This window comes from Streptomyces sp. NBC_00572, from assembly GCF_026341815.1.
Taxonomy (GTDB): domain Bacteria; phylum Actinomycetota; class Actinomycetes; order Streptomycetales; family Streptomycetaceae; genus Streptomyces.
The window spans coordinates 88,051-113,672 of sequence record NZ_JAPENX010000002.1; the positions used below are offsets into that span (position 1 = coordinate 88,051).

27 protein-coding genes and 6 pseudogenes are annotated in these 25,622 nt (G+C 69.3%); 16 read left to right on the plus strand and 17 right to left on the minus strand.

Annotated elements, in window-relative coordinates:
• The first annotated feature begins 661 nt into the window (after positions 1–661).
• A complete protein-coding gene (locus tag OG514_RS32675; RefSeq protein ID WP_266901090.1) occupies positions 662–793 on the plus strand; it encodes a hypothetical protein in 132 nt (43 codons plus the stop codon).
• Positions 794–1,036: 243 nt separating this feature from the next.
• Here OG514_RS32675 and OG514_RS32680 read toward each other — a convergent pair whose 3' ends face one another.
• The gene (locus OG514_RS32680; RefSeq protein WP_266901091.1) at positions 1,037–1,708 is read right to left on the minus strand and encodes a GntR family transcriptional regulator; all 672 of its coding nucleotides are present in this window, start codon (positions 1,706–1,708) and stop codon (positions 1,037–1,039) included.
• 314 nt (positions 1,709–2,022) lie between these two features.
• Here OG514_RS32680 and OG514_RS32685 point away from each other — a divergent pair, with 314 nt between their 5' ends.
• From OG514_RS32685 to OG514_RS39520, 3 genes are all read left to right on the plus strand, one after another.
• The gene (locus OG514_RS32685) at positions 2,023–2,445 is read left to right on the plus strand and encodes a VOC family protein (RefSeq protein ID WP_266901092.1); all 423 of its coding nucleotides are present in this window, start codon (positions 2,023–2,025) and stop codon (positions 2,443–2,445) included.
• On the plus strand, positions 2,442–3,203 hold the full coding sequence (locus OG514_RS32690) for an SDR family NAD(P)-dependent oxidoreductase (protein ID WP_266901093.1): 762 nt from the start codon (positions 2,442–2,444) through the stop codon (positions 3,201–3,203). Before OG514_RS32685 ends, OG514_RS32690 begins: the two co-directional genes overlap by 4 nt.
• A 162-nt stretch (positions 3,204–3,365) precedes the next feature.
• Complete coding sequence (locus tag OG514_RS39520; protein WP_353962713.1) at positions 3,366–3,572, plus strand: hypothetical protein; 207 nt, start codon at positions 3,366–3,368, stop codon at positions 3,570–3,572.
• Here the strand turns inward: OG514_RS39520 and OG514_RS32695 are convergent.
• Both OG514_RS32695 and OG514_RS32700 read right to left on the minus strand, forming a co-directional pair.
• Positions 3,541–4,221, minus strand: a complete 681-nt coding sequence (locus tag OG514_RS32695) for a response regulator transcription factor (RefSeq protein WP_266901094.1) — start codon at positions 4,219–4,221, stop codon at positions 3,541–3,543. The two genes, OG514_RS39520 and OG514_RS32695, sit on opposite strands and share 32 nt — an antisense overlap.
• A complete protein-coding gene (locus tag OG514_RS32700; RefSeq protein ID WP_266901095.1) occupies positions 4,218–5,414 on the minus strand; it encodes a sensor histidine kinase in 1,197 nt (398 codons plus the stop codon). The genes OG514_RS32695 and OG514_RS32700 overlap by 4 nt, the downstream gene beginning before the upstream one ends.
• Positions 5,415–5,569: 155 nt before the next feature.
• On the opposite strand from OG514_RS32700, the gene OG514_RS32705 reads away from it, so the two are divergent.
• From OG514_RS32705 to OG514_RS32720, 4 genes and pseudogenes are all read left to right on the plus strand, one after another.
• Positions 5,570–6,520 carry an SDR family NAD(P)-dependent oxidoreductase gene (locus tag OG514_RS32705; protein ID WP_266901096.1) on the plus strand — a complete coding sequence of 317 codons (951 nt, stop codon included), beginning with the start codon at positions 5,570–5,572 and terminating at the stop codon, positions 6,518–6,520.
• Between the two features lie 28 nt (positions 6,521–6,548).
• A pseudogene (locus tag OG514_RS32710) lies at positions 6,549–6,632 on the plus strand (GntR family transcriptional regulator); the annotation flags it as partial.
• A gap of 347 nt (positions 6,633–6,979) precedes the next feature.
• A complete protein-coding gene (locus OG514_RS32715) occupies positions 6,980–7,381 on the plus strand; it encodes a DUF5958 family protein (protein WP_266901097.1) in 402 nt (133 codons plus the stop codon).
• A gap of 196 nt (positions 7,382–7,577) precedes the next feature.
• Positions 7,578–7,740, plus strand: a pseudogene (locus OG514_RS32720) (transposase); the annotation flags it as partial.
• Between the two features lie 102 nt (positions 7,741–7,842).
• Here OG514_RS32720 and OG514_RS32725 read toward each other — a convergent pair.
• The 5 genes and pseudogenes from OG514_RS32725 to OG514_RS32745 all read right to left on the minus strand — a co-directional run.
• Positions 7,843–8,634, minus strand: a complete 792-nt coding sequence (locus OG514_RS32725) for a class I SAM-dependent methyltransferase (RefSeq protein ID WP_266901098.1) — start codon at positions 8,632–8,634, stop codon at positions 7,843–7,845.
• A gap of 334 nt (positions 8,635–8,968) precedes the next feature.
• Positions 8,969–9,157 carry a ferredoxin gene (locus OG514_RS32730; RefSeq protein ID WP_266901099.1) on the minus strand — a complete coding sequence of 63 codons (189 nt, stop codon included), beginning with the start codon at positions 9,155–9,157 and terminating at the stop codon, positions 8,969–8,971.
• A gap of 13 nt (positions 9,158–9,170) precedes the next feature.
• Positions 9,171–10,361, minus strand: coding sequence for a cytochrome P450 (locus OG514_RS32735; protein ID WP_266901100.1), 1,191 nt, complete (start codon positions 10,359–10,361; stop codon positions 9,171–9,173).
• 288 nt (positions 10,362–10,649) lie between these two features.
• A complete protein-coding gene (locus OG514_RS32740; RefSeq protein ID WP_266901101.1) occupies positions 10,650–11,078 on the minus strand; it encodes a VOC family protein in 429 nt (142 codons plus the stop codon).
• Between the two features lie 57 nt (positions 11,079–11,135).
• Positions 11,136–11,279 (minus strand): annotated as a pseudogene (locus tag OG514_RS32745) (IS5/IS1182 family transposase); the annotation flags it as partial.
• A gap of 279 nt (positions 11,280–11,558) precedes the next feature.
• Between OG514_RS32745 and OG514_RS32750 the strand changes: the two are divergent.
• Complete coding sequence (locus tag OG514_RS32750; protein ID WP_266901102.1) at positions 11,559–13,520, plus strand: acyl-CoA dehydrogenase; 1,962 nt, start codon at positions 11,559–11,561, stop codon at positions 13,518–13,520.
• Between the two features lie 170 nt (positions 13,521–13,690).
• Here the strand turns inward: OG514_RS32750 and OG514_RS32755 are convergent, their stop codons facing one another.
• A complete protein-coding gene (locus tag OG514_RS32755; RefSeq protein ID WP_266901103.1) occupies positions 13,691–14,635 on the minus strand; it encodes a nucleoside hydrolase in 945 nt (314 codons plus the stop codon).
• Between the two features lie 248 nt (positions 14,636–14,883).
• Between OG514_RS32755 and OG514_RS32760 the strand changes: the two genes are divergently transcribed.
• Positions 14,884–15,189: a hypothetical protein gene (locus OG514_RS32760; protein ID WP_266901104.1), complete on the plus strand. Its 306-nt coding sequence runs from the start codon at positions 14,884–14,886 to the stop codon at positions 15,187–15,189.
• On the opposite strand, the gene OG514_RS32765 is transcribed toward OG514_RS32760, so the two are convergent.
• The gene (locus tag OG514_RS32765) at positions 15,151–16,083 is read right to left on the minus strand and encodes an NADP-dependent oxidoreductase (RefSeq protein ID WP_266901105.1); all 933 of its coding nucleotides are present in this window, start codon (positions 16,081–16,083) and stop codon (positions 15,151–15,153) included. The genes OG514_RS32760 and OG514_RS32765 overlap by 39 nt on opposite strands.
• Before the next feature lie 90 nt (positions 16,084–16,173).
• Here OG514_RS32765 and OG514_RS32770 point away from each other — a divergent pair, with 90 nt between their 5' ends.
• The 3 genes and pseudogenes from OG514_RS32770 to OG514_RS32775 all read left to right on the plus strand — a co-directional run bounded on the left by OG514_RS32770 (position 16,174) and on the right by OG514_RS32775 (position 17,808).
• Positions 16,174–17,127, plus strand: coding sequence for an AraC family transcriptional regulator (locus tag OG514_RS32770; RefSeq protein WP_266901106.1), 954 nt, complete (start codon positions 16,174–16,176; stop codon positions 17,125–17,127).
• Positions 17,128–17,305: 178 nt separating this feature from the next.
• Positions 17,306–17,425, plus strand: a pseudogene (locus tag OG514_RS39525) (transposase family protein); the annotation flags it as partial.
• A 230-nt stretch (positions 17,426–17,655) separates the two neighbouring features.
• Positions 17,656–17,808 carry a transposase gene (locus OG514_RS32775; protein ID WP_266901107.1) on the plus strand — a complete coding sequence of 51 codons (153 nt, stop codon included), beginning with the start codon at positions 17,656–17,658 and terminating at the stop codon, positions 17,806–17,808.
• 70 nt (positions 17,809–17,878) lie between these two features.
• On the opposite strand, the gene OG514_RS32780 is transcribed toward OG514_RS32775, so the two are convergent.
• Positions 17,879–18,202: a hypothetical protein gene (locus OG514_RS32780; RefSeq protein ID WP_266901108.1), complete on the minus strand. Its 324-nt coding sequence runs from the start codon at positions 18,200–18,202 to the stop codon at positions 17,879–17,881.
• A 273-nt stretch (positions 18,203–18,475) separates the two neighbouring features.
• On the opposite strand from OG514_RS32780, the gene OG514_RS32785 reads away from it, so the two are divergent.
• Complete coding sequence (locus OG514_RS32785) at positions 18,476–19,099, plus strand: hypothetical protein (protein ID WP_266901109.1); 624 nt, start codon at positions 18,476–18,478, stop codon at positions 19,097–19,099.
• Positions 19,100–19,142: 43 nt separating this feature from the next.
• A pseudogene (locus OG514_RS32790) lies at positions 19,143–19,442 on the plus strand (transposase family protein); the annotation flags it as partial.
• A gap of 13 nt (positions 19,443–19,455) precedes the next feature.
• Here the strand turns inward: OG514_RS32790 and OG514_RS32795 are convergent.
• The 4 genes from OG514_RS32795 to OG514_RS32810 all read right to left on the minus strand — a co-directional run bounded on the left by OG514_RS32795 (position 19,456) and on the right by OG514_RS32810 (position 21,747).
• Positions 19,456–19,917, minus strand: a complete 462-nt coding sequence (locus OG514_RS32795; RefSeq protein ID WP_266901110.1) for a DoxX family protein — start codon at positions 19,915–19,917, stop codon at positions 19,456–19,458.
• An 82-nt stretch (positions 19,918–19,999) separates the two neighbouring features.
• On the minus strand, positions 20,000–20,434 hold the full coding sequence (locus OG514_RS32800; RefSeq protein ID WP_323181669.1) for a YdeI/OmpD-associated family protein: 435 nt from the start codon (positions 20,432–20,434) through the stop codon (positions 20,000–20,002).
• 126 nt (positions 20,435–20,560) lie between these two features.
• The gene (locus tag OG514_RS32805) at positions 20,561–20,974 is read right to left on the minus strand and encodes a VOC family protein (protein ID WP_266901111.1); all 414 of its coding nucleotides are present in this window, start codon (positions 20,972–20,974) and stop codon (positions 20,561–20,563) included.
• A 107-nt stretch (positions 20,975–21,081) separates the two neighbouring features.
• Positions 21,082–21,747: a glyoxalase gene (locus OG514_RS32810; RefSeq protein ID WP_266901112.1), complete on the minus strand. Its 666-nt coding sequence runs from the start codon at positions 21,745–21,747 to the stop codon at positions 21,082–21,084.
• Between OG514_RS32810 and OG514_RS39530 the strand changes: the two genes are divergently transcribed.
• The gene (locus OG514_RS39530) at positions 21,740–21,952 is read left to right on the plus strand and encodes a 2OG-Fe dioxygenase family protein (protein ID WP_353962714.1); all 213 of its coding nucleotides are present in this window, start codon (positions 21,740–21,742) and stop codon (positions 21,950–21,952) included. The genes OG514_RS32810 and OG514_RS39530 overlap by 8 nt on opposite strands.
• Before the next feature lie 46 nt (positions 21,953–21,998).
• Here the strand turns inward: OG514_RS39530 and OG514_RS32815 are convergent, their stop codons facing one another.
• Together OG514_RS32815 and OG514_RS32820 are read right to left on the minus strand one after the other, a co-directional pair.
• Entirely contained in the window at positions 21,999–23,912 is a 1,914-nt protein-coding gene (locus tag OG514_RS32815; RefSeq protein ID WP_266901113.1) for an NAD-binding lipoprotein, read from the minus strand.
• A gap of 464 nt (positions 23,913–24,376) precedes the next feature.
• Positions 24,377–25,471, minus strand: a pseudogene (locus tag OG514_RS32820) (SpoIIE family protein phosphatase); the annotation flags it as partial.
• Positions 25,472–25,622 lie beyond the last annotated feature (151 nt).

The window sequence follows — 25,622 nt, forward strand, 5'->3', positions numbered from 1 at the left end:
CGCCCGCACACTCTCGACTCTTCTCCACACCCGCAGTGCTGTCAAAGCGGGGCACCGAACCGGCGCCCGGCGGGGCCCAGCCGCACCACGAAGCGTCCTCCCCGGCTACAGGTCCCCGTGCCACATCGATGCCAGATCGCATGGGGACTCACGAGGAACCAGGGGCGTCGAGAGACGCCTGCGCGGTGGATCAGCCAGCTCAACAACTGTGCAGGTCAAGCCCGGGGGCGCCCTCCCGCTCTCGCAAAGCGGAGGTCATCGGTTCGAACCAGACAGGGGCTCAACTCAATAGGCCGGCGCAGGGGCATGGATCCCCGACTCCGCCACCCGTGCCGTCACGCGCATCTTCACCCGGGCCGGGGTCCCGCTCGCCTGGACCGGGCACTCCCTGCGCGTCAGTCTGGCCTCCGTCGCCCACCGCCTTGCGTAGATCGTTCGGCGAGGGGTACGGCGAGGCCTTCGCTCGCCACCTCGACCCGGTGTATCCCGGGTGGCCCGACCTGGTGTACGCCTATCAGACTCATCAGATCTGCCTGGATCAGATGTACAACATTCTGCTCCTGGGCACGGGCGCGGTTCTCAAGCTGATCGCGCACGCCGATACCGTGAACGAGGCAAGCGGGAACGCCCCCTTCTGGCGGGCTACTCCGACCATCCGGCGGTGAGTGAACCCTCCGGCCCGAGCTGGGAGCCGATCCGCAGGGTGCTCGACTCCAGCCCCTTACTGCCCACGCCGGCGGAGTTCGTGGCCGTCCACCGGGCCATTCAGGGCGCCGGCAAGGAACATCGTTGACATGTGGGCCTCGCTGGGGAGTGACCGCCCGCCTGACGGACGATGGGCAACGCTCTACGTGTCGGTGGCTTGAACACACTGATCTGCCCCGGCATCTGCCATTGCTGGGGCAGGTTGGGGGCCGCGGTGGACTGCGCGAGAGTGACATGGCTCATCGTCACCCATGCCGGCGTCAGTCCCCCACGGCCTGTCAGCACCAAGTACCCGTTCGCTCGGCCATCCGGCCGCCGAGTACCCAGCTCGTCACTCCATGGTGGCCAGGAGTGCACGGCGTGCGATGTCAACGTGCTCCTGAACATATTCGGTCAAGGCCGGCTCATCGTCGCCGCGCAGGAGGTCGGCAATCTTCCGGTGTTCTTCGACGACGCGTGCACGGTAGTCAGTTGCGGCGTCAGCGATGCGGCAGAGGTGGAAGAGGCGAATCTGAGACCGGATGGTGTGCCACGCGGCTGTGAGGCGGGCATTGCCGGCCATGCGGTAGATCTGGTCGTGGAAGGCGAGGTCTGCTGCCGCCAGGTCGCTGTCGCTCGCGCCGCCGCGGGCCTTTTCCTCCATTGCTGCGATGAGACTGTCCAGCTCATCGAGGCCGGCTTCGGTACCTGCCCGACGTGCAGTGATCGCTGCGAGGCGATCGAGTGCCGCGCGCAGGTCATAGACCTCTTGCACGTCGTGAGGGGTGACATCGATGACAGTGGTGCTGCGGTGCCAGCCGCTGCGAACCAAGCCTTCCTTCTCCAATTGGGCCAGACCGTCACGGACGGAACCGCGACTGATGCCGAGTTCCTCGGCCAGACCGACCTCCCGCAACTGCGCACCAGGAGGGAAGCGGCCCGCGAAAATGGCATCGCGCACCAGGTCGGCTGCCTCGTCGGCAAGTCCCCGTCGTGTGACTTTGGGCAGTACGGAGGCACTCATGTCCCAATGTTGACATTTGGGGATCGCGCGCGGCAAGCCTGGCGCGGGGGCCGCCTCCAGCGCTCGGCGACCACTCGACCACCCCAATGTCGAATGTTGACATTCGCCTGTCGGGGTTCCACGCTTGAGGTACTCGGGCGCTGCGAGCCTGGGAAGAGAACGGTTCCTCGATTGTCTCCCCTACCGGACTCGCGGCAGGGCGGATCGTGGCAAGCCAGATCGCCACGAGAGGCGCGGGCCGCTCGATTCCTGGCATGCGTCCCCGCAACGCCCGGGCCCGCTGCCAGTAACTCCGCGAGAAAGGGATACCCATCGTGACCGATCGTCCTGCCGTCCATCTTGCAGTTCCTGTCGACAACCTGGCCGCCGCCCGCAGCTTCTACGGGCAGATCCTGGGGCTGCCCGAAGGCCGTTCAACCGGCCACTGGATCGACTGGGACTTCGACGGACATCAGCTGGTGACACACCTGGCTGCCCGGCCGTCGATCCCAGCTGCGCTCAGCTCTGTGGAACAGCACTCGGTTCCCGTGCCCCACTTCGGCCTGCTGCTGACCCATGGCCGATTCCGTGACCTGGCCGACAGGCTGCGTGCTGCCGGGGTGGTCTTCGATATCGAGCCCTATCTACGCTATGCCGGAGAGCCGGCGGAGCAGTGGACGATGTTTCTTCGCGACCCTGCGGGCAACGCCCTGGAATTCAAGGCGTTCACCGACGAGTCGGCGGTGTTCGCGCTGTGAGGGGCGTCCTGGTGACCGGGGCCTCGCGAGGCATCGGCCGTGCCGTGGCATGGGCGTTCGCGGCGGCAGGCGATCGTGTGGCCGTGCAGTATGCCAGCCGCCGCGAAGATGCTGAGGAGACCCTGCGCCTGCTTCCCGGCAGCGGCCATGTTCTCATTCGCAGCGACTTGAGCGAGGCCGGCGCAGCCGAGCAGGTAGTGGATGAGGCGGTGTCCGGACTGGGTCGGGTAGATGTCCTGGTGAACAACGCTGCCATGGCGCCGTCGCTCTCCAACCACCACCCTGTCGCTACGGTCTCTCTCGACGCATGGCGCACGGTGTGGCGCCAGATGATCGACGTCAACCTCCTGGCTGCCGCAGATCTGACGTGGGCAGTGGCCCGGCACCTGATCGACCGTGGGGACGCCGGTCACGTGGTGAACATCGGCTCACGGGGGGCCTTCCGGGGCGAACCGGAGTACCCCGCCTACGGAGCGAGCAAGGCTGCGCTGCATGCGTTCGGGCAGTCGATGGCTGTCGCCCTGGCCCCGTACAAGATCAGCGTCACCGCTGTGGCGCCGGGCTTCGTCGCCACCGAACGCCAGAGCCCCAAGCTGGCGGGTTCCCAGGGGGACGGACTGCGTAGCGAGAGCCCCTTCGGCCGGGTCGGCACCCCTGAGGAGATCGCCACCGCTGTGCACTATCTCGCCTCACCGGGAGCGACATGGGCCTCGGGGACGATCCTTGACCTCAACGGCGCCTCCCACCTGCGTACCTGACACCGGCCGAACCGGGAGAAGGCTGCCGCATGACCTCGACCGACCTGACCGCGCTGGCCCTGCACCACCTCGACTTCGAGGATCTCGGGCTCCTCCAACCCCTCCTGGCCGCTTAGGAAACTGGCCGCCCTACGGACGCGGATAGGGGCCCTGCACCCCACCATGGGTATCTGTCTGGGAGCCCAGCTCATGGCGCGAGCACTGGGCGCGGCCACCGTCCTTGGCCAGGTCACGGAAACCGGAAAGAAGCACCCCGGCGCGCGCCACGGCATTTACCACGCCCCTGGCGCGCACCGAAGGTGCGCTGGATCGCTGACCTGTCATGGTGGATACGTCATCACCCCTCCGCCGGACCCTGGTCCGCGGTGATGCCGGTGGCGACGGCGAGGACGGCGAGGCGGATGCGGTTGTCCCGGCCGGTCTTCGCCATCAGGTTCGCCACATGCGTCTTGACCGTGGAGACCCCCAGGTGCAGGCGGTCGGCGATCTCCTTGTTGGACAGACCACTACCGATCAGGCCGAGCACCTCCCGCTCGCGCGGGGTGACGGCGGGCGCCGCGGGGAGATCGGCGCGGGCGGCGGGAGACGCCCCGACGCGGGCGTCGACGGCGCGACTGACGAGCCGGTCGAGAGCGTCCCGACTGAACGGGGCCTCACCGTCCGCGGCCCGGCGTACGGCCTCGATCAGCTCGGCCGGCGGGGTGTCCTTGACCAGGAAGCCGCAGGCGCCGGCCGCGAGCGCCGGGTAGAGGTGGTCGTCGTCGTCGAAGGTGGTGAGGGCGACGACGCGGGTGGCGGGGCGGGCGGCCAGGATGCGGCGGGTGGCGGTGATGCCGTCCATGACGGGCATTCGCAGGTCCATGAGGACGACATCCGGAAGAAGGCTCTCGGCCAGCCGCACCGCCTCTGCGCCGTTTTCCGCCTCGCCCAGGATGTCGATGTCCGGGGCCTGCTCGAAGAGCATGCGCAGGCCCATGCGGACGAGCTGCTGGTCGTCGACCACGAGGATCTGGATCACGGCGTCTGCTCCAGGAATCGTACGGAGGCGGGCGGGGCGGGGAGTTCGGCCGTGAGCCGCCAGCCGCGGGGTGTCGGGCCCGCATCGAGGCGGCCGCCGAACAGGTCCACGCGTTCACGCATGCCGATCAGCCCGTGCCCCGAAGGGCCCGGGGCCTGGCCCTCCGGGGCCGATGGTCCGGCCCGGCCCGCGCCGTCGTCCTGGAGCGTCAGGTGCACGGCGTCGTCGTCGGCCAGCCGTACGGTCAACTCGGCCCGCGTACCGGGGCCGGCATGCTTGGCCGCGTTCGCCAGGCCCTCCTGGGTCAGACGGAGCACGGCGAGGCCGCGTACCGCGTCGAGATTCGCGAGGCCGGGATCCACGGCGGCGGTGACAGCAAGACCGGTGCGGCGGCTGCCCTCCAGCACCGACTCCAGCGCGGCCGGCAGCGCCCCGGGCGTGACCAGGGCGGAGGCCGTCCCAGCTCCCGCGACACTGTCCGGGTCGCGCAGTACGGCCACCAGGCGGCGCAGGTCGGCCAGGGCCTCGCTGCCGCTGGAGTGCAGGTCGTCGAAGACCTCGGTGACCCGTGCATCGGAAGTGGCGGGGATGACGTGCCGGGCGATACCGACGCGCAGCACCATCGACGAGACGTGGTGGGCCACCAGATCATGCAACTCGCGTGCGATGGCGGTCCGTTCCACCGCGCGGGCGGCCAACAGCCGCTGACCGGCGCGGGCCTCTTCCTGTTCCGCGTGCGCGCGTGCGGTGCGGGCGGCGTCGCGGGTGGCTCGTACATACGCGCCCATGAGCAGCGGCAGGCCGGCCACGATGCCCATCTTGTAGAGCACCGAGGGGATTTCGCCAGGTAGGTCGGCAAGGCGGTTCACGGCGACGGCGAGCGCCAGTGCCGCCGCTCCCGCCGCCGGGCGGCGGCCGTACTCCCGTACGGTCAGCTCGAAGAGGGTGACGGCGGCCAGCACCTTCAACGCGGGGACGATGTCCGAACCGAGCGCGTGCGCGGCGACGAGGAGGCCGGACAGCGCGAGCACCGCGCCGAACGCCCACCGGCCTGCGACCGCGCACAGCGCGAGCCCGGCCGCGGCGAGGCCCCAGTCCCGTGCCGCAGAGGGGCGGTGCAGCAGCAGGAGATCGCCGACGAGGACACCGGCGAGCACCAACATCCGTAAGAAGGCGAACCGTTGGTCGAACACGAGCTCAATCCTTGATCGATTCACGTCCCTCACGATAGGCGTGTGCCGGATGCCCCGGGTCCTGCCATGGGGGGAGGGCGTCTCCTCCCAGCGGCCGCGATGACCGGCCCGCGGGGGGAGCCGGACACCCGCCCCGCACTGCGAGTGTGATCGCCATGGACACGAACACGAACGACAACACGAAGACCGGTTCCCTGGGTCGGCGGTCCCTGCTCGGCGGCGCGGCCGCCCTCGGGGTGGCGGGCGCGGCCCTCGGTACGGGCGCGAGCACGGCGAGCGCCTCCGCTCAGGCCAGGTCGCACGCCGAGGGCGGGCGGTTCCGGGGGAAGTCGGTGCTCATCACGGGAGGTACCTCGGGCATCGGAAGGGCCGCCGCCCGCGCCTTCGCGGCGGCCGGGGCCCACGTCGGATTCTGCGGCAGGCGGGCCGAGTCGGGGCGCCAGGTGGAACGGGAGATCCGGGACGCGGGCGGCGAAGCCACGTACGTCCAGGCCGATGTGCGGGTGGCCGCCCAGGTGCAGAGCTTCGCGGACCGGGTCGCGAGCCGGTACGGCGGCATCGACGTGGCCTTCAACAACGCGGGCATCGGCAGCGGCAAGTCGCCGCACGAGCTCAGCGTCGAGGAGTGGGACGACGTCCAGGCCACCAACGCCCGGGGCGTTTTCCTCGCCATCAAGTACGAGATCCCCTACATGCTCAAGGCCGGGTCCGGAGTCATCATCTGCACCTCCTCCTCAGCGGCCGAACAGGCACGCCCGACCAGCGCCGCGTACACCGCGAGCAAGCGGGCCGTGCAGGGCATCGTGAAGGCAGCCGCGCTCGCCTACGGACCCCGGGGCATCAGGGTCAACGCCCTCCTGCCCGGCACCACCGACACGGCCTTCGTCCGCCCGCCCGGCATTCCGGACGCCGACTGGGCGGCGTACAAGAAGGCGTTCGGCCCGCTCAACATCGACGGCCTGGAGCGGATGGCGGAGGCCGAGGAGATCGCCCGCGCCGTGCTCGGGCTCGCGTCCGACGACTTCCCCTACATGACGGGCGCGTCGGTCGCGGTGGACGGAGGAAGCACCGCCGGCCGGAAGATGATCCAGCCGAGCCGCCCCTGAGGGCGATGCGGAACCGCCGGCGAGGGAACTCGTAGACGGACGGCCCGTGCAGCTGTCGACCAGTTGGGAGCCGTACGACCTCACCGGCGGGAGCTTTATTGTTCCGCCTGAGGTACGAACTCCCGGTCCGCGTCGCCAGGTAGTCGAGGGGCCGTGCGATCACGGGCCGGGTCCGCATAGCCTGAGGGCACGCCCAGGGGGCCTGGAGGAGCGCGCATGCCCCGTTCCCTGTGGGCCGGAGCCATCTCGTTCGGTCTGGTCAGTTCCCTCAACCACCAACTACGGTCCGTCGAGGTAGTCGGCAAACCTGTGGCACAGACGTGCCGTACAGGGCCAGGATGCGGCTATGCGTCATTTTCAGAGCGATCCCGATTTGCCGGATCTCGCTCGGCGGATCGTCACGCCTGATCGGCGCGAGACCGCTGAGGCGTTCACCTCGCCGGACTGCGAGAGCTGATCATGACCGAGCGAGACATCATCCTCAACGAACTCGCCCAAGGCCTGCGCTCGATGTCACAGGGAATCGAGTGGTTCGACACCCACGGCCCGGAGGAGCAGGCGGAGGTACTCCTGTTCCTGCGCCATCACTGCGTGCAGGCCCGCGCCGTCACGGAAGACGGGGCAGAGAGCATCCGGCGTGCCGGACTGCGCCCGACGCACACGCCTGCGGTTCTGATCACCCGCGGCCCGATAGACCAGCAACTGGGGAAAATCGCCGACCTCACCCCGGTCGATGAACGCCGCAAGGCGTTCCGGCTGCTGGTGGCGGTACTTGCGGTCGCCGACGAACGGCGCCGCGAACGCTTCTGCTCCGGCGGATGCGGTCACTGGTGGCACAACCTGTCCGTCGCCAACGAGTGATGACGAGTTCCTGCGCCGCTGTTCTCCAACCCGGACAGACCTCGGGGTCGTGATCCTTGACGAGATCCCGCCGCACAGGGACGGCTGCAGCCACGAAATCGCGTGCTGGGACGGCACACTCACCATCGTCTGCCGTGACCTTCAGGCGACCTGGACTGAGACCATCTGCTCAGGCAAGTCGTAGGCGAGACAGTCGGTGGGGATTGTTGAGCGGCTGGTGCCGGATGATCTGTGGGAACTGTTCCAGAGGGTGATGCCGGAGGCGCCGTCGCGGCTTCAGGAAGGGGGTCGGCGTCGGCATGGTGACCGGGAGGTTCTGGCGGCGATCGAATTCTGTGGCCACGTCGGGCTGCATGTGGTAGCAGCTTCCGACAGCGTCCTTCGGGCTGAGGGGCGGGCTTGCACAGCGCTCCACTTGGCCATTCGGAGACACGGCCGTCTCGGCCGGCCCCACGGCTGGGTCAGCCCGGCTTGACCGCCAGCGTCGCAAAATAGTGCGACATGTAGGGAGCGGATGCGTTGGATTGGTGCGGCGCTTCGGCGAAGCCGGTGAGGACGAACCCCGCGGCGATTTGCCCGCCGATCTGGTCGGTGAGGGTGTGGCTGTATTCAAGAGGGGCATCCGCGCCGAACTTCGTGGCGCGTTCCTCGGCGGAGTAGTGCGTGACATCGCTGTAGGGCAGCTTGTGCACGACGATCAGCTCGCCGCGCTCGTCGAGCGCCTCGTGGTCGAACAAGTACACATCAGGGTTGAGGAAGCCCACGAGCAGAGTTCCGCCCGGTCGCAGGGCGCGGAAGCACTCACGCCACACCGCCGCCACGTCTGGTACGAACAGGTTGGAGACCGGATGGAATACGACGTCGAATGTTGCGTCGCCGAAGGCGCTGAGGTCGCGCATGTCGCCCAGGACGGTGCGCAGTTCGAGTCCGTCGCGCGCCGCCACCATCTGGTCCTGGCCGAGCTGGCGGGGTGAGTTGTCGAACACGGTGACCCGCGCCCCTGCGGCGGCGAGGATCGGACCCTGCTGGCCACCGCCGGAGGCCAGGCACAACACGTCCTTGCCGGTCAGGTCCGTCGGCAGCCAGGAGCGGTCGACTGGCTCATGTCCGATGAGAACAATCGACCAGTCGCCCATGCGGGCGCGCTCGACATCCTCCGCACTCACCGGCCTCGACCACTCGTTGCCCTCTTGGACGCACTTGTCCCAGGCTGCCCGATTGTGGGCAACCGGGTCGACACCAATGTCCTGCACGTTTGACTCCCTGCTACAGCCGAGCGGACACCTGCGGTACTGACAGTTCGGTGCCACTAGCCAACACGATTGCAGGGTGCGGGCTCAACGAAATTAGCGGGCATCGAAGTGTCCGCGGGCTCGACGGGTGGTCGCACAGCGGGTGCGTAAGCGCTGGTTGCCGCGCCCGTGACCGCCGCAGCGGCTACCGTAACGGGATCGACAGACCCGGCCATGATGTAGACGTCATCTCCATTGGTGGGTCTGTGCAACGATTCGTCGGCGGTAGGCGGCGACCTCATCGAGAATCTCGTCGGCGGGCTTGGTTCAGACGAAAGGCCACCCCCTCCCCTGCCTACCCCTCGACGCTGATCGCCCGGACCGGACAGGCGCGGGCAGCCTCGCGGACCAGTGGGCCTCCGCCCCCATCCTGGCCCGGAACCACCGTCCCGAACCCGTCGTCGTCCTGGGTGAAGACGTCCGGGGAGGTCAGGGCGCACTGCCCGGCTCCGATACAGAGGTCCCCGTCGATGGAGATGCGCATCTGTGCGGTCCTTTCACCACGTGACGGGGAGCTCGAGCATCCCCTGGATCGTGTCGCCCGGCTTGAAGGGGATCTCATCGGCGGGGATGGCCAGCCGCAGCCCCGGCAGCCGGCGGAGCAGCGTCCCGAGCGCGATCTCCATCTCCGCGCGCGCCAGGTTCTGCCCCAGGCACTGGTGAATGCCGAAGCCGAAGGCCAGGTGGTGCCGTGCCGACCGCGACCAGTCCAGGCTGTCGGGATCGGCGTAGGCGGCGGCGTCCCTGTTGATGACGGAGGTCGAGAAGATCACGCCCTCGCCCGCGCGGATGACCGTTCCGTCGACCTCCACGTCCTCGCGCGCGACCCGCAGAAGCCCGTCCGCGATCGACAGGAACCTCAGCAGTTCCTCGACGGCTGCCGGTACGAGACCGGGGTCGGCCTGGAGTTCGGCCAGCCGCTCGGGGTGGCGCAGCAGTGTGTACGTACCGAGGGAAATCATGTTCGCGGTGGTCTCGTGCCCCGCGATCAACAGGATCGTGGCGAGCTGTACCAGCTCCTCACGGTCGGGCCCTCCGACCTCCAGCCGCCGCGCCACCAGGTCGTCGAGCACGCCCTCGCCGGGCTTGCGCCGTTTGCGTTCGACCAGGTCGCCCAGATACCCCTCGAGCTGGGCGAGCGCGTCCTCGGTGTCCCCGCCCGTCGGTCCGCGGAGCAGCCGACCTGACTGTTCCTCGAAGAAGTCGTGGTCCTCGTACGGTACGCCGAGCAGGTCGCAGATCACGATCGAGGGCACCGGCAGCGCGAACGCGCTCACCAGCTCGGCCGGCGGGCCCGCAGCCTCCATCGCGTCGAGGAGCCGGTCCACGGTCTCCTGGATGCGCGGGCGCAGCCGCTCGGCACGCTTGAGCGTGAAACTCGGGATCAGCATCCGGCGCTGGATGTTGTGCTCAGGGTCGTCCCAACCGAGCAGCGCGGCGCGTCGGCGTCGGCGCAGGGCTGAGGCCCGCTCGGTCGTGAGCGGGAAGTCGGGCCGGGTGGAGTCCGTGGACAGACGCGGGTCCGAGAGCAGCGCCCGGCCGGCTGAGTGTCCGCTGACGAGCCACACGGAGCGCCCGTCCCACAGGGTCACCCGCGAGAGCGGGCGCTCCTCGCGCAACGGGTCGTAGGCGGTGGGCGGGTGGTAGGGGCAGGTCCGGTTCTGGGGGAACGCCACGGCTTCCGTCATGGGGGCCTCGCAAGGGGCGAATCGGTGGCTTCGAGATTGACCTCGCCCCACTACATGCCTCAGGCACCTATCTGGTCTACGCACAGTTCGGCCAATCCACCGGAACGGGGTCATCCATTCGGCAGCAGCCCGGAAGGAGGTGGCCGGCGGGCGCCACTCGTGAGTTCGACAGCCCTCAATACCCTCCCTGCATGCAGGCGGAAGCCGAGTAAGCCGCTCGCGGGGGCCGAGCGGGGCCGCACAACCCATACGGGCAGCCGTTTTGAACGGCAGACGTCGTTCAAGGGGTCAGACGCGCCGCAGCGGCGGCCCGGAATGGGCGGGGGACATCGTGGTCAGGACGAAGGCGTGACCGCCGGGGTCGGTGTAGCGGCGCAAGTCCGTGCGCCGGTCGGTCCGAGTTCCGTCGCGCTCGGCGGCGATGGGCCGAGCCCCGAGCGACACCGCCTCACGCTCCGCCTCATCGAGGGCGTCCGGGGCAACGAAGATCTGCAGATGAGCCTGCTGGGAATCCTCGGGTCGCGGCCAACTCGGCGGCGCCTGCCCAGGGTCATGGCGGATCCCGAGTACCACTCCGGCATGGCCGGAGACGAGAAGCAGGCCGTGGTCGTCTCCCGCAGGGTGCACGGTGGCGCCGAGCAGGGTCGCGAAGAAGCGCGCGAGGGGTTCCGGATCGGTGGAGTCGAGGACGAGGACACTGGTCTTGGGAACAGGCATGCATCCCGTCTGCCCCGCGGGTCCGTGGCCATGCCCCAGCTCCTGTCCGGAAAGCCTCGGGAGGCAGAGGCAGGCGAGGTGCATGGCCTGGTAGTGGGTGGCTCGTTTGCCGTAGCGAGTGGCCAGGGCCCGGTTCTGCTTGAGCCAGCCGCAGCAGCGCTCGACGACGTTGCTCCGTCAGGAGGCCGTCCTTTCGATCCGTCGGGAGGCCGTCTTTTCGAGGCGGGGGGGGGGCGATACGGGTCCGGCTCCCTGCTGAGGGTTCCGGAGGCTCGGCGGGGACGGTGCCGGCGTCTTCTTCTGCGTTGCGGGCTTCTGGAGCGACGGCGTCCGCCTTCCCCGGTCTTGGGAGCGGCGATGAGTCCGGGGAGCGGATCTGTCACCACGGACTCACCAGATGAGATGAGTCAGGCTCCGCGACTCCCGTCGACCACCCGATCGCGCCCGGTTGATCCTTCCGCGGCGGGGTAGCCAAGCCGCATGCCCCTCGACAACACATCCACCAGTGCGACCGGCTACGTGCAGCCCGACGTCGATGTCCAGGCACTGTCCACCGTGCTCGACGGCGAGTACGCCGAGATCCGCAACCTCGTCCGGACCAACCTGTCGACGTATGCCTCCCTCCTTGAGGAGGCCGAGGAACTCGACGTCGAGGCGTTCCGCGAGCGGGTTCGTGAGGTTGTGGTCGAGATGGCTGCGACGGGCCAGACCGGCATGGGTTTCCCGGCCGCGTACGGCGGTGGCGGCGACGTCGGGGCCTCGATCGCCGCGTTCGAGACGCTGGCCTTCGGTGACCTGTCGGTCCTGGTGAAGGTCGGTGTGCAGTTCGGTCTGTTCGGCGGCGCGATCCTGCATCTCGGCACCGAACGCCATCATGACGCCTATCTGCCGGGCCTGATCACAGGTGAGCTGATGGGCTGCTTCGCGATGACCGAGACAGGGCACGGCTCCAACGTCCAAGCCCTCGGTACCGTCGCGCGGTACGACGCCACACGCCAGGAGTTCGTCGTCACCACCCCCGGTGATCAGGCGCGTAAGGACTACATCGGCAACGCGGCCCGCCACGCCGAACTGGCGGTCGTCTTCGCCCAGCTGGACGTGGCCGGCAAGTCCCACGGCGTCCACGCCTTCGTCGTGCCCGTCCGGGTCGGCGGCACGTCGGCGCCCGGCGTCCGTATCGAGGACGACGGCCGCAAGATGGGGCTCAACGGCGTGGACAACGGCCGCATCTGGTTCGACGATGTGCGGGTGCCGCGCGAGGCGCTCCTCAACAGGTTCGCCGACGTCAGCCCGGAAGGTGTCTACGAGAGCTCGATCGAGAACCCCCACCGGCGTTTCTTCACCATGCTCGGCACGCTTGTGCAGGGCCGGGTCAGCGTCGGCGGTGCCGGAATCAGCGTCGCCAAGGTCGCCCTGGCGGTCGCCACCAAGTACGCCGTTCGGCGTCGGCAGTTCGGTGCGGCCTCGGAGACCGAGGAGCAGCTACTGCTCGACTACGGCCTGCATCAGCGCCGCTTGCTGCCGCTGATTGCCCGGACGTACGCGCTGCATTTCGCTCAGGACGGCGTTCGCTCGCACCTGCACGACGTCTTCTCCGGCATCGCGGATGACGCGGAGGCGCGGCGTCGGCTCGAGTCACGGGCCGCGGGCCTGAAGGCTCTCGCCACGTGGCACGCTACTCGGGTCGTCCAGGAGTGCCGCGAGGCGTGCGGCGGCGCCGGATATCTCGCCGTCAATCGGTTCGCCGCGCTCAAGAGCGACAGCGATGTCTTCACCACCTTCGAGGGCGACAACCACGTCCTGCTGCAGCTCGTCGCCAAGGGATTGCTCACCGATCAGGCGAGCGCGTTCGAGGACCTCGACCAGGCCGGCATGGTCCGCTACGTCACCAGCCTCGCACTCGAGACGCTCCTGGAGCGGACCTCCGTCCACAAGATGCTCGAGCGAGTACGCGACCTGCTGCCCGGTGGCGACGAGTGGGACCGGGAAGCCGGTCTCCTCGACTCGGAGTACCAGCTCGCCATGGTCCGCTTCCGTGAGGAGCACATGCTGGCCGGCCTGGCCCGTCGGATCAAACGCGGGATCGACCAGAAGCGCGATCCCGGTGTGGTCTTCTCACAAGTGCAGGACCACGTCGTCGCTCTCGCCCGCGCCCACGTCGAGCGGCTCGTGACGGAGGCCTTCGTGGATAAGGTACGCGCGATGCCCGAGGGCGACGAGAAGGTCGCGCTGGCATTGCTGTGCGACCTGTTCGCCCTGTCGACGATCGAAGCGGACCGGGCATGGTTCATGGAACACGGTCGACTGACCGTACAACGTTCTAAATCGATCAGCCGTGAGGTGAACGACCTCTGCCGCAAGGTCCGCCCCCTCGCGGTCGACCTCGTTGACGCGTGGGGCATCCCGCCCGAGATGTTGCGCGCGCCCGATCTCGTGGGCTGAGCCGTGCAGCCTCCCGAAACCGCCTGTGCCGGCGGGGCTGCTCGTCGGTGACGATCCCAGGAGTTCGTGCGCTCGGCGGCAGCCGCGGGACTCGCTCCGGCGACCTGCTCGAAGGCGGGCGTAGAGCCGCCACGGCCGCCACGGCCATGCGCAACAAACAGGTCGTCGATTCACCTGCTGCCGAGTACTCGCACAGCCTCCACGATCAGCGCCCAGAACCCGTCAGTGTCCACCTCCATGCCGACCTCGGTGTCGGCGGGCCTGCCGGTCACACCGTGCAGGTCCACCACCGTCGCGCCCCGTGTGTGGGTGCCGGCCAGCTCCACCGTCACCGCTGCCCGCACCAGGCTGACGAGCGAGGGGTTGATCAGGTGGGCGACGGTGAGCGGGTCATGCAGTGGGGGCGCATCGAAGCCGTAGACCTCTCGGTAGGTGGACGCGAAGTAGGTGAGCAGGTCGACGCAGAGCCCACTCAGCGGGGTCCCGAGCCCGGCGATCCGGGCGACGACCTCGGGGGTGGCCCGCACCTGATGGGTGGCGTTGAGACCGAACATCGTCACCGGCAGCCCGCTGCGGAAGACGATGTCCGCGGCTTCCGGGTCGCAAAGGATGTTGAACTCGGCCGCGGGCGTGGTGTTGCCGCGCCCCGTCGAGCCGCCCATGAGCACGATCCGCTCGATCCGCGACGCGAGCTCGGGGTAGGCGAGCAGGAAGACCGCGATGTTGGTGAGCGGTCCGGTCGGCACCAGCGTCACCGGCGCCGGGTGCGCGAGCAGGGTCTCCCGGATGAGGGTGAGTGCGTCGCGCGGGTCCTGCCGGACCTCCGGTTCGCTCGCTCCGAAGCCGGGCCCGTCCAGGCCGGAGGGGCCGTGGATGTTCTCGGCGATCCGGCACGGTCCGTGGAGAGGTCGATCCCTTCCCGCCGCGATCGGTACACCCCGGATCCCGGCCACCGAACACACCCGGCGGGCGTTGAGTGTGGTCTTCTCCAGGGTCTGGTTACCCGCGACGGTGGTGATGGCGAGCAGCTCGATGGCGGGGTTCGCGGCGGCCAGCAGAATGTTGAAGGCGTCGTCATGACCGGGATCGCAGTCGAGGATCACGGGGATAGGCATGTCTTCACCGTCCCACATGGGGACCGTCGCGCGAAGGGGAGGCGACGCCGGTCGTGTGAGGCCCTCCGGATGGGCGAGTCGATCACCGCAACCGACCCGCCCGGGTTCCCAGCCGCCTCCGCAACGAGTTCAGGGGAGGCGACTGCAGGATGCGACGCCGCTCGGCCGGCATGTCCCCCATGCGAGCACTCCTTCGTCTGGTTCGTCCGAGGAGGTCAGCGCCGCCCCGCTGGGAGCAGCATATTTTCATGGCTTCCCCCTCCAAGATCGTCCCTCCTGAGACCGAGCTGACCGAGCTGACCGAGCTGACCGAGCTGACCGAGCTGACCGAGGACGATATCTACGGCGCGCTCGGGCTGATGGAGACGATGACCGTCGGTTCGATCACCGACCTGGACGTGACCGATCACTACACCGAGGCCCTGGGTCGGCGTACGCGTCCGGGGTGCTCAGTCAGGTACGGGGGAACGTGCCCAGCGACCGGCCGGCTCGGGGCTCGAAATCGCCGTCAGGGCTCAAGGGGTGATGATGACCTTGCCTCGGGTCCGTCCTGATTCGCCGAGGTGGTGCACATCCGCGAGGTCGGCCAGTGGACGTGACTCGCTGATGTCGATGCCGAGCGCGGCCGCGTCGACGAGTTCCACGAGCGCTGCGAGATGTGCGACATCGTTGCGGGCGACCATGTGGATTGCGCTCACCTCGGCATCGGCAGCCGGTTCCACCCGGGTTGCGATCGAGATGATCCTCCCGCCCGGGCGTACCAGAGCCGCCAGAGCTGCGGCGTCCGGCGGGCTCAGCGGGACCAGATTGAGCAGAGTGTCCACCGGACCGTCGAGCGCGGCGCCCACCGGCCCGGAGGTGTAGTCGATCACTTGGTCCGCCCCCTGCCTCAGGACCGCCTCGGTGCTCCGAGGACTGGCCGTGGCAATCACCTCAGCCCCTGCCTGCTTGGCAAGCTGTGTCACGAAGCCTCCGACGCCGCCGCCCGCGCCGTTGACGAGCACCCGGTGACCAGCGGCAACCTTCCCGTGCTCGAAAACCGCCTGCCAGGCCGTAAGACCGGCCACGGGAAGGGCCGCAGCGTTCGCGAGAGCGATCGACGTCGGCGCCGCGACGAGCAGGGCGGCGGGCGCCCTGACGTACTCGGCAGCCGCACCCCCGCTGTCGAGCCGCCCGATGACCCGGTCACCGACGGCGAAGCCCTCCGCCCCCGCGCCGATCTCGGCCACGGTGCCGGCGACGTCCCAGCCGAGCGCGTAAGGCAGGTCCACGGGGAGGTACGCCTGCAGCATCCCGGCGCGCAGAGCGGCCTCGCTGGGATTGAACGAAGTCGCGGCGACATGGACGACTACTTCGCCGAAGGCGGGCTGCGGACGGGGAACGGAATCGTGGCGGATCACGGAGGTATCGCCGAACTCGTGGATACGCGCGGTCTTCATCATCGTCATGCCGCAAACCTACGGACCACGCAAGGAGACGATCCATGCGTCAGGCTGCCCACTTCATGCGCGTACGTCTCGCGCCCCTAGTCTCAGCACATGGATGTACTCAGCGATGTGGTCGCGGTGACACGGACCGGTCGGCCCCGGTCGGCGCACGTGCGGTGGCATGCCCCGTGGGGACAGGAGTTCGCCTCCGTCCCCGGGTCGGCGGGCTTCCAGGTGATCCTGCAGGGTTCCTGCTGGCTGCTGCCCCCGGACGCTGAGCCCGTCCAACTGAGCCCGGGCGATGTGGTGTTCCTCCCCCACGGCAGCGGGCACACCCTGGCCGACAGCCCCGAAACCCTGGTGACAGCCCCTGCCTGCGACCCCGACGACCACGAGCTGTACGACGCCTACGCCTCGGACAGCATCGACCGGAGCGGAGACCTCGGTCCGGCCACCGTCGTGCTCTGCGGGGCCTACCGACTCGACCCGTCCCGCACTCACCCGCTGCTGCTGACCCTCCCCGATCTGATCCACTTGCCGGCGCAGTCGGACAGCCATCCCGAGTTGCGCTCGGCAGTGGCACTCCTGGCCGCCGAGTTGGAAACACCGCGCCTGGGCACGGACGCGGCCGTCCCCGCGCTCCTGGACGCACTCCTGCTGTACATCCTGCGCATCTGGTTCAAAGAGCAGCCTGCTCGGGAGAACACCACGGGATGGGCCGCCGCACTGAACGACCCGCCTGTCACCGCCGCCCTCCACGCCATCCACCGAGACCCGGCGGCACCCTGGACCGTGGCAAAACTCGCTGCGGACGCCGGGCTCTCCCGGGCACCCTTCGCCAGACGCTTTGCCAAGCTGGTCGGCCAACCGCCCCTCGGCTACCTGACCTGGTGGCGGATGACCACGGCGGCGCGCCTGCTACGGACTTCGGACGCACCGCTGAGATCCATCGCCACCCAAGTGGGCTACACATCCGAGTTCGCCTTCGCCAACGCGTTCAAACGCACGCACGGAACCCCACCCGGCATGTACCGGCGGAGACCTGATCCGGAACGGCAAACCTGAGCAAGTTTCAGTGGCTCTGTCGCTGATCTTGTGGTGCTGGGCGGCTGATCTGGGCATTCTCCGAGTGTGCGGTTCTGGGGGTTTGACGCGGTTGTTTCCGCATCTTTCGGGTGTGGTGGTGGAGTCGATCTCGCGGGACGCGGGTGTGGTCACGTTTCGTACGCGGGCCCGGGCAGACGTGGCGAGATGCCCGCGGTGCAGGTCGCTGTCGTGGCGGGTGCACGGCCGGTACGAGCGCCGCCTGGCGGACTCCGCCGTGGGCACGACGCCGGTGGTGATCCGGCTGATGGTCCGTCAGTTCACGTGCCCCAGCCCCGGATTCCCGACAGTGACTTCCGCCGACCAGACTCCGGGCCTGACCAGTCCTCATGCCCGACACACCCCAGTACTGCGCAAGCTGCCGGCGCGGGTCGCTGTGGTGCCGGCCGACCGGGCCGGAGCCCGCCCGGCCCGGTGGATGGGGATGCCGGTTGCGGAGGACACCCTGCTACGGCTTCTGCGTACTCCGACGGTGAGGAACCCGGGGCGGTGCGGGTTCTGGGGGTGGACGAGTTCGCACTGCTCAAGGGTCACAACTACGCGACGCTGCTGGTCGACCTCGAAGCCCGCCGCCCGATCGACGTCCTGCCCGGGCGGGAGGCCGAGACGGGCGCCCGGTGGCTCGAAGGCCCCCGGAGGTGAAGACCGTCTGTCGCGACCGGGAGCTTCGACCCTGACTACTACCGGCGCCGCAACGAGGTCGACCGGACCATCACCGCCTGAAGAACTCCCGTGCTGGCCACCACGGGGGCACGCCGCCAGGGCACGCAGGGGCGGCGGTGCCCTCCCAGAAGATCGAGATGGCGCACCAGGCAACACCGAGGAGCGTCACCGCGAGGGCAAGGGCACGGAGAAGCGGAAGGGTCCCGAGAATGGCGCCCACCGCGACCCAGACCAGCAGCAGGGTTGTCCAGAGACCCGGGATGAACAGCCAAAGCAGGAAGCCGCTGTTGGCCGCGTTGTTCACTCCCACGTCGCAGGCGTTCCACGACCTGCCCAGAAGCATGGCAGTGGACACCGTGAGCACCAGCGCCACCGCTGCCCCGAGGCGACCATGCAGCCGTCGACTTTCCACAGTTCCCCGTTCGCCGTCCGCTGCGGGAAGTACCCGACCCGCAACGCTCGTCACTGCCGCGTCCGCTCAGTCCGCTCAGTCCGCCAGCGCTGACCAACAGGGATCGGACACTCCGTGATCCTAGTAATCACATGATCCGCCTGGCAGTGCCTATAAGGGCTGTCCCATAACTGGGCGGCACCCCCTGCCGATACCGGATCGGACCGTGTCAGTGGCTGGTGACAGGATCGAGGGGTGCTGATCAAGGGATACGACGTCGGCCCGTTGGTGCCGGGCGAGTCACTGCTGGGCCACCCTGGCTTCTGGTCGAATTACCTCTTGGCGATGTGTAGCGACGGGGAGTGTGCCGAGCGCCCGGTTCCGGAGTGGTTCGGTGAGGACGGCGCCGATGCCGATGCCCTGTCCGAGGTCCTCTTCGATCCTGAACACTGGCCAGTGTTCAGAGTGCCGGCAGAGGACGGCCCCGGAGCCGTGGTGATCTACCGAAACGTGGATGGCGACTACGGCACCGACTACCTCCTCACCCATCCGGGCAGAAGCCACGTCGACCAGATCGCAAGGTGGGACGGAGACTTCTCGGGCACTGGGCTGGCATGGCACGAACTGATCCGGATCGCTGACAGCCCGTCCCTTGCGGCCGAAGGCGTCCAGGACACGGCCACCCGCTTCCTGCTGCTACTTCCCCTCCTCACCGACCCGGACGTGCCCGACACAGCATCGGCAAGGCTCATCGCCGCCCTGACCGTGGTCGGTGCGCCGCAGGACACTGCCTCCATCGCGGCGGAGCACCTGCTGGCCCACCTCACCAGGAGATCACGACACGACCCCACGTGGGCGTCTCCGCTGAGCGGCAGCTGAGAGGCGGACCGAGCCGCCGGTCACCCCATGGAACGATCTTGGTGTGACTGGTGTGATCACGGTGTCGGAGTCTTCCTGGACAGCCCCGATCTCCGGGCTGAGTCCTCGGGCCATCGGGCAGTTGGTGACCGTTCTGCGCCACCAGGGTGGGACGCGGTCCGCAAGGGCCGGCCGTGGAGCCTTCCGCTGGAGGATCGGGCCCTGCTGGTAGCTGCGCGCCGGCCCACGAACCTCACGATGCGGCAGCTCGCGCCCTGTTCGAGGTATCCACGTCGGCGGCAGACCGGGGCATCGATCGCCTTCCGCCGATCCTCGCCCTTCACCGCGCAAGCGGTTCGCAAAGCGGCCGGTGCAGGTCAAGAACCCGCTTCGAGGTACCGCGCCCTTGTCGTCTCTTGGGATCGACGTGGTGCTTGGGCTGCCGGCGTGGCAGGAGCCCGCAGGAGGTCTCGCCAGTCGGCTGGCCAATTGGCCAGCGCGAGGATGCCCATGATGACGAGGTGGGTCGGTGCGGCCCAGCTCTCCGCTGCCGGGTCGTGGTTGACGATGTGGGTGGTGGCCGCGCCGGTGAGCACGAACATCAGGGTCGTGACGCCCAGGAAGCGTGCTCGCCTGTTGGGGATGACGAGCAGGACCGCGGCGGCACCTTCCAGGGCGCCGACCACGAAGCGCATCCAGGCCGGGTAACCCCAATCGACGAATTTCACGGAGTACGCCGAGCTGAATACCGTGTCGCCTGGCCAGAACTTGGTCACGGCGCCCAGCGCGAACTCACAGGCCATGAGCCAGTACAGACCGGTCATGAGGCGTTTCGACATGCGTGTTCCTTCAGGAGGAAGTGGGCAGGGTCAGGCTTCCGTACGGCGATTGCAGTGCCGCCGGAGTCTTCGCTTTCGGGGGTCAGCCCCGCAGGGTGACGATGGCCTTCTCGATGCGCCGCCGGCGCGTCTCGGGCTTCTTCGCGCTCTCGATGGCGCGCACATGCTCGCGCTTGCGGCTGTACGCAAGGTTGTCGTACGCGGCGCGGGCGACGGGGTCGTCGTCCAGAGCGCGGGTGAAGTCCTCCGGCTCGACGACGACGCGCGGCTCGGTGTCGAGCTCCAGCTCGACCTCGACCTGCTCGCCGATCGCGACATCTGCGGCCTGCCGGTTGGCGTTGCTGAGGCCGAGCAGGTGGCGGCCTCGCAGGAGGGCGACCCGGCTCTTCCAGGAATGCCCGTTGACTGTGATCGTCACCGGAGGCCGTGGGCCCCCGCCGAGCGCTGCTACCACCTCGGACGGAACTTCCAGGCCCCGCATGGGCTCAGGTGGCTCGACGTAGGCCGAAAACTTCATGATCTTGCTCCTGTTTGTTCTGGCGGCTCACTGCGGATCCGGCCCACCCGGCTTCGATGGCCGCTCACCCTTCCCCACCGGGGCCCTTGGCGGTGCCCTGGACGGCGGTGAGGCAAGAAGTCGCGGCTACTCGGCGTAGGGCTGGTCGGTTCCCTGGGTGCTGTAGCCGAGACTCCAGACGTAGCCGTCCGGGTCGCCGAAGGTACCGCCGTACCCGCCCCACGGCAGAGCACCGGCGGGCTTGAGGACCGTGGCGCCGGCCTTCGCGGCCTCCGCCATGATCTCGTCGACCCGCCTCTCGCTGCGGACGACATACGTCAGAACCAGTCCGCTGAAGCCGCTGCCTTCCGGGTTCGTGCCCACCTGCTCGGCCAGGCCTTCGCGGCTGTAGAAGCCGACGGGCGAGGCGCCGTCCGGTTCGAAGAACACCGAGATGCCGTAGTCGTTCTTGATCTTCCAGCCGAGTCCCTCGGTGTAGAACTGCTTGGCCCGGTCCATGTCCCGGACGCCGAGAAGGATCGAGCTGACGTGTGCCTTCATGTCTTACTCCTCGCAGTGTGGATGGACAGGTGCCTGGCATCCGGGCCAGGTCTCGGATGTCACATCTGCGCGTGCTTGCCGTTCGATCGGTAGGAATGGGCCGGAGGTCAGGACGGCGTGGGGGCGAGCGACGCGGCGGCCTCCCAGGCGAACCCGTCCGGGTCGGTGAAGGCGTCGGCGGTGCCGCCCAGGACGACACGGTGCGAGCCGGTGCCGTCAGCGGGGACGCCGAGGTCCTTGGCAAGGGCACGGCGCTTGTACAGCGCCAGCTTGACGGGGCTGGACTGACCGGGGGCGAACTCGACGTACTTGCCACCGAAGCTCTTGGCCACGCTCAGGCCCCGGCCGGCGTAGAGCTGCTTGGTGGCCTTCACGTCCTCGACGCCGAGGAGCAGGACGACCTCGTCGATCTCTCGGGTGGCGGGGCCGGTGTCCTTCTTCTCCGAGGTCGCGATCTTCCAGATCGTCCCGTCCGGGGCCTGTACGACGCCGCCGTAGCCCCACAGCGACTTCACGGCGGGCTTCAGGACCGTGGCTCCGGCCTCCAGGGCGGCGCCGACGAAGTGGTCGACGGTGGCCGGCCCGGACACCGTGAGCGCCAGGGTGAAGCCGCGGAATCCGGTGGAGTGCGCGTCGGACGCCCGCAGGCGTATGTGCGTGTCCACGCCGAAGGCACTGTAGAAGCCGCGAGCGGCCTCAAGGTCGGCCACCTCAAGGATGACGGACGCGAGGGACGTGTGGGCTGCGGTGGAAGTGTTGGTTGCCATGACCATCACGCTAGGGGCCGGGCGCAGCCGGAGCTTCTCGATTCCTGACCGGTCGGTCGACGCCCACCTGATCCGGGTCACCGCGCGTGCCGGTGCCCACGGCAACCCGTCCCCCGCTGGGCGTCACCGCGACGGATTCGACTGCATGGCGTATCTGGACTGCGGCTTTCACCTAGGGCGTCGACGGCCCCCACTCCGCGGTCCTTCCTGATCCCGTCGGCGCCTTCTCAAGCGCCACCGCGCTTTTCCGTGCCGTCTCAGGGAAAGACCCGTGTATCGGCCGTCCTGGCAGGGCCCTCTTGGGGCTGGAGGGTTCCGGCCGTGGTGACGACGATCAGGGTGTCCTCGTGCGACCAGCGGCGCGTTCCGGTCTTCGGCGGGTTGAGGAGCGGGACCATGGAGTCGCCGGGGCGGTAGCCGAGGGCGGTGGCGTCCTGCCGGCCGGCCGCCTCGACGAGTGTGGCGAAGGGCGCCTCGGTCCCGGCGGGGACGTAGTCGGTGGCGGGGCGGAGGCGGACCGCGTTGCCCGCCGGGGAGAAGAGCTCGTCGAAGGCCGCCGCGAGTTCCGTGGTCTGCGAGACCTGGGCCATGAGCAGGCCGACGAGCCGCCCGCCGACCACGAGGTCCGTGTGCGGGCCGGCCGGGGCGAGGGGGCAGTGCTGGGCGTCCGTCAGTTCGGCGACGGTGGGGCTCCGGCGGCCCGACTCGCGTTCGGCGGCGCGGAGCCGGAGGAGGGTGACGAGGGTGTGCTCGTCGGGGTCGGGGTGGCCGTCGGGGCCGCCGAGGACGAGGACGTGGTGGGCTGGGTCAGGCGCGGGGAGGGTCGTCTCACGGACCGCCTCCCAGCCGTTGCGGGCGAGGCCGTCGACGATCTCCGCGCCGCGCCGGTTCCAGCCGAGGACGAGGACTCGGCGGGGGGCTGCGTGGACGTCGGCCGCTTCCGTTGCCTTCACGTACGGGGGCGGCGGGGGCGGTGTTGCCGGGGTCGCCGTCCAGGTCGGTGGGGTCTCGTCCTCGGCCAGGACGACGACGGCGTCGCCGGGGCCGAGGACTGTCTGCGGCGGCGGGTTGAGGAGCGGCGAGCCGTCCGGGCGTACGAGGCCCACCACACACGCGTCCGCGCACGCCGCCCGCAGGTCGGCGAAGGTCCGGCCGCCGAGCCCGGGAACACGGTGGACGTGCAGCTCGGCACCGGCGAAGTCGAGCAGGTCCTCCAGGACGCGCGACAGTCCGGGTTCGAGGACACACTGGACGAGGGTCCGGGCCGCGATGCCGTCGACGTCGAGGACGACCGCGCCGGGCCCGGCGGCGAGCCGAGCGGTGGCGACGTTCTGGGTCTGCCGGACCGCCGCCACGACGCGTACCGGGCTCGCGTCGCCGACCACGGCCCGCACCGCGAGCAGCGTCTTGACGACCTGGGTGTCGGCCTCGGGGGTGTCCGGCGGCAGCACCACGACCGCCCCGGCGGCGGCCGGGCTGACACGGGCGAGAGCCGCCGGGTCGGCGGGGCGGCCCCGGCGGCAGAGCAGCCGGACGTGTCGGCCGCCGACGGCGGTGAGAACCGCCCGTAACTCCCGTTCCATGTCGAGCTTGTCACGGTCGGCGAGGACCACGACCGCGCTGTTCCGCCGCTGGGCATGAGCGGCGAGCAGTTCGGCGACGAGCGTCGGGGTCTGCTCGGACCAACCGAGGACCAGTGAGTGGCCGCGCTCCACGACCGTCGACTGGCCACGCTGAAGCTCGGTCAGCCGGTCGGTGATCGCGGTGGTGACGAGGCCGACGAGGGTGGAGACGTAGAGCAGGGAGACGAGGGCCAGCAGGACGGAGAGGACCATCCGCAGCGGCGGGCCGACCTCGCCGCCGAGCCGGAGGGTCTGGCCGACGGTCCGCCAGACGGTCGCCACCTTGCCCTGGACGGTGTCGGGCGAGCGATTGTCGGTCCAGACGAGGAGGGCGCTCGCCGGCGCCACCACCGCCAGACAGACCACCGCGAGCCAGCCCGCGACCGTGGTCATGCCCTTCACCACGGTCCGGTCCACCCAGTACCGCGTCCGGTCCCTCAGCGAGGGCGCGGGCCGGTGACGGGGCGGGCCGGGGGCAGGCGGGGCCGGGACGGCGGCGGGACGGGACGGCCGCTGGGGCGGGACCGTGAATTCGAGCTCCTTGCGCACGTCAGCAGGGTGACGGCGACACCGGGGCGAAACGCCGTCGACGGGCGCCGTTCATCCTTTCGGGCAGGCGGCCGGGAGTCAGGCGTTCGACCCGCGGGCGCCGTTGTCGGGGTACTGGTGGCGGGAGGTCGTGGCGGTCGCGCCCCGACTCGCCCTACCGGCACCGTGCGCCGCAGCGTCGTCGCCCACCCGCGCAGAGGTCGCACGGGGACGCCGACCCTGTAGCCGCGCTCGTGACCGCGCCACCGGAAGACACGGGCAGCGATCCGATGCTGTGAGGGTCTCAGGGCGCCCGTCGCCCGGCGCCCGTCGCTCGGCGGACTGCGGACTGCGGACTGCGGACTGCGGACTGCGGACTGCGGACTCAGGATTTGGGCTTCGGGCTTCGGGCTTCGGGCTTCGGGCTTCGGGCTTCGGGCTTCGGGCTTCATCATGGCGAGCCTCCGACACGCGGCGCCTTGTCGTCAGGGCAACTGCTGTTCGGTCCAGATGATCTTCCCGGTCTCGGTGTACCGCGTCCCCCACCGCTGGGCGATCTGTCCGACCAGGAACAGACCTCGCCCGCCCTCATCCGTTTCCGCTGCCAGCCGCAGTCGCGGCGAGGTACTGCTGGCGTCGGCGACCTGGCAGATCAGCGTCCGCGCATACACCAGACGCACGCCGATCGGGCTGCCACCATGCCGGATGGCATTGGTGACCAGTTCACTCAGGATCAGCTCCGTACCGAGGACCAGTTCCTCCAGACCCCAGCGGCGCAGCTGGGCCGTGGCAGCGGCCCGGCCGACGGCCACCGCCGAAGGGTCGGGCGGGACGTTCCACTCGGCGATCCTGTCGCCGGGCAACGCGCGGGTACGCGCGACCAGCAGGGCAACGTCGTCGGCCGAATCTGCCGGAAGCATCCCCCTGAGCACGGCCTGGCAGGTCTCCTCCGGACTGCGCCCGGGGTGGGACAGGAGTGTGCGCAACCGCTCCAGGCCCACGTCGATGTCGTGGGTCCGTGACTCCACCAACCCGTCGGTGTAGAAGACCAGCTGACTGCCCTCGGGGACGTCGAACTCGACCGTGGTGAAAGGCAGCCCGCGCAGACCCAGAGGCGGTCCGACCGGCGTTTCGGGGATGTCCGTGGTGCCGTCGGGGCTCACCAGCATGGCCGGCAGGTGCCCGGCGCGGGCAAGCTGGCAGCGGCAGGCGACCGGGTCGTAGATCGCGTAGAGGCAGGTGGCGCCGACGACAGCGTCCTCGCGGCCGCCGGCCGACTGCTCATCGTCGATGCGGGCAACGACCTCGTCGAGGTGGGTGAGGAGTTCGTCAGGCGGCAGATCGAGCATGGCGAGGTTGTTCACGGCGGTGCGCAGTCGTCCCATGGTGGCGGCGGCGTGCAGGCCGTGTCCGACGACGTCACCGACCACGAGTGCGACGCGGGCACCGGACAGCGGGATCACGTCGAACCAGTCTCCGCCCACCCCCGAATGTGCGGGAAGGTACCGGTGGGCGGCCTCGACGGCGTCCTGCGCCGGCAGCCCACGCGGCAGCAGGCTCTGCTGGAGAGTCACCGCGAGCGGATGGCCGCCGCTGATGGCGCCCGCGAGCTGCTCTTGGCTGGTGTACCGGGATTCGAACTCGCCTCCGTTGCAGCCCAGCCGGAGCACGGTGATGCGATCAGCGACCGCTTGAACGTCGTCGAGGTTGTGGCTGACCATGATCACCGCG

Coding starts and splice junctions, on each gene's coding strand:
- OG514_RS32680 (WP_266901091.1), bottom strand. CDS start 1,708: ATGAGTGCCTCCGTACTGCCCAAAGTCACACGACGGGGACTTGCCGAC.
- OG514_RS39520 (WP_353962713.1), top strand. CDS start 3,366: ATGGGTATCTGTCTGGGAGCCCAGCTCATGGCGCGAGCACTGGGCGCG.
- OG514_RS32705 (WP_266901096.1), top strand. CDS start 5,570: ATGGACACGAACACGAACGACAACACGAAGACCGGTTCCCTGGGTCGG.
- OG514_RS32715 (WP_266901097.1), top strand. CDS start 6,980: ATGACCGAGCGAGACATCATCCTCAACGAACTCGCCCAAGGCCTGCGC.
- OG514_RS32730 (WP_266901099.1), bottom strand. CDS start 9,157: ATGCGCATCTCCATCGACGGGGACCTCTGTATCGGAGCCGGGCAGTGC.
- OG514_RS32735 (WP_266901100.1), bottom strand. CDS start 10,361: ATGACGGAAGCCGTGGCGTTCCCCCAGAACCGGACCTGCCCCTACCAC.
- OG514_RS32740 (WP_266901101.1), bottom strand. CDS start 11,078: ATGCCTGTTCCCAAGACCAGTGTCCTCGTCCTCGACTCCACCGATCCG.
- OG514_RS32750 (WP_266901102.1), top strand. CDS start 11,559: ATGCCCCTCGACAACACATCCACCAGTGCGACCGGCTACGTGCAGCCC.
- OG514_RS32755 (WP_266901103.1), bottom strand. CDS start 14,635: ATGCCTATCCCCGTGATCCTCGACTGCGATCCCGGTCATGACGACGCC.
- OG514_RS32760 (WP_266901104.1), top strand. CDS start 14,884: ATGGCTTCCCCCTCCAAGATCGTCCCTCCTGAGACCGAGCTGACCGAG.
- OG514_RS32765 (WP_266901105.1), bottom strand. CDS start 16,083: ATGACGATGATGAAGACCGCGCGTATCCACGAGTTCGGCGATACCTCC.
- OG514_RS32770 (WP_266901106.1), top strand. CDS start 16,174: ATGGATGTACTCAGCGATGTGGTCGCGGTGACACGGACCGGTCGGCCC.
- OG514_RS32795 (WP_266901110.1), bottom strand. CDS start 19,917: ATGTCGAAACGCCTCATGACCGGTCTGTACTGGCTCATGGCCTGTGAG.
- OG514_RS32800 (WP_323181669.1), bottom strand. CDS start 20,434: ATGAAGTTTTCGGCCTACGTCGAGCCACCTGAGCCCATGCGGGGCCTG.
- OG514_RS32805 (WP_266901111.1), bottom strand. CDS start 20,974: ATGAAGGCACACGTCAGCTCGATCCTTCTCGGCGTCCGGGACATGGAC.
- OG514_RS39530 (WP_353962714.1), top strand. CDS start 21,740: ATGACCATCACGCTAGGGGCCGGGCGCAGCCGGAGCTTCTCGATTCCT.
- OG514_RS32810 (WP_266901112.1), bottom strand. CDS start 21,747: ATGGTCATGGCAACCAACACTTCCACCGCAGCCCACACGTCCCTCGCG.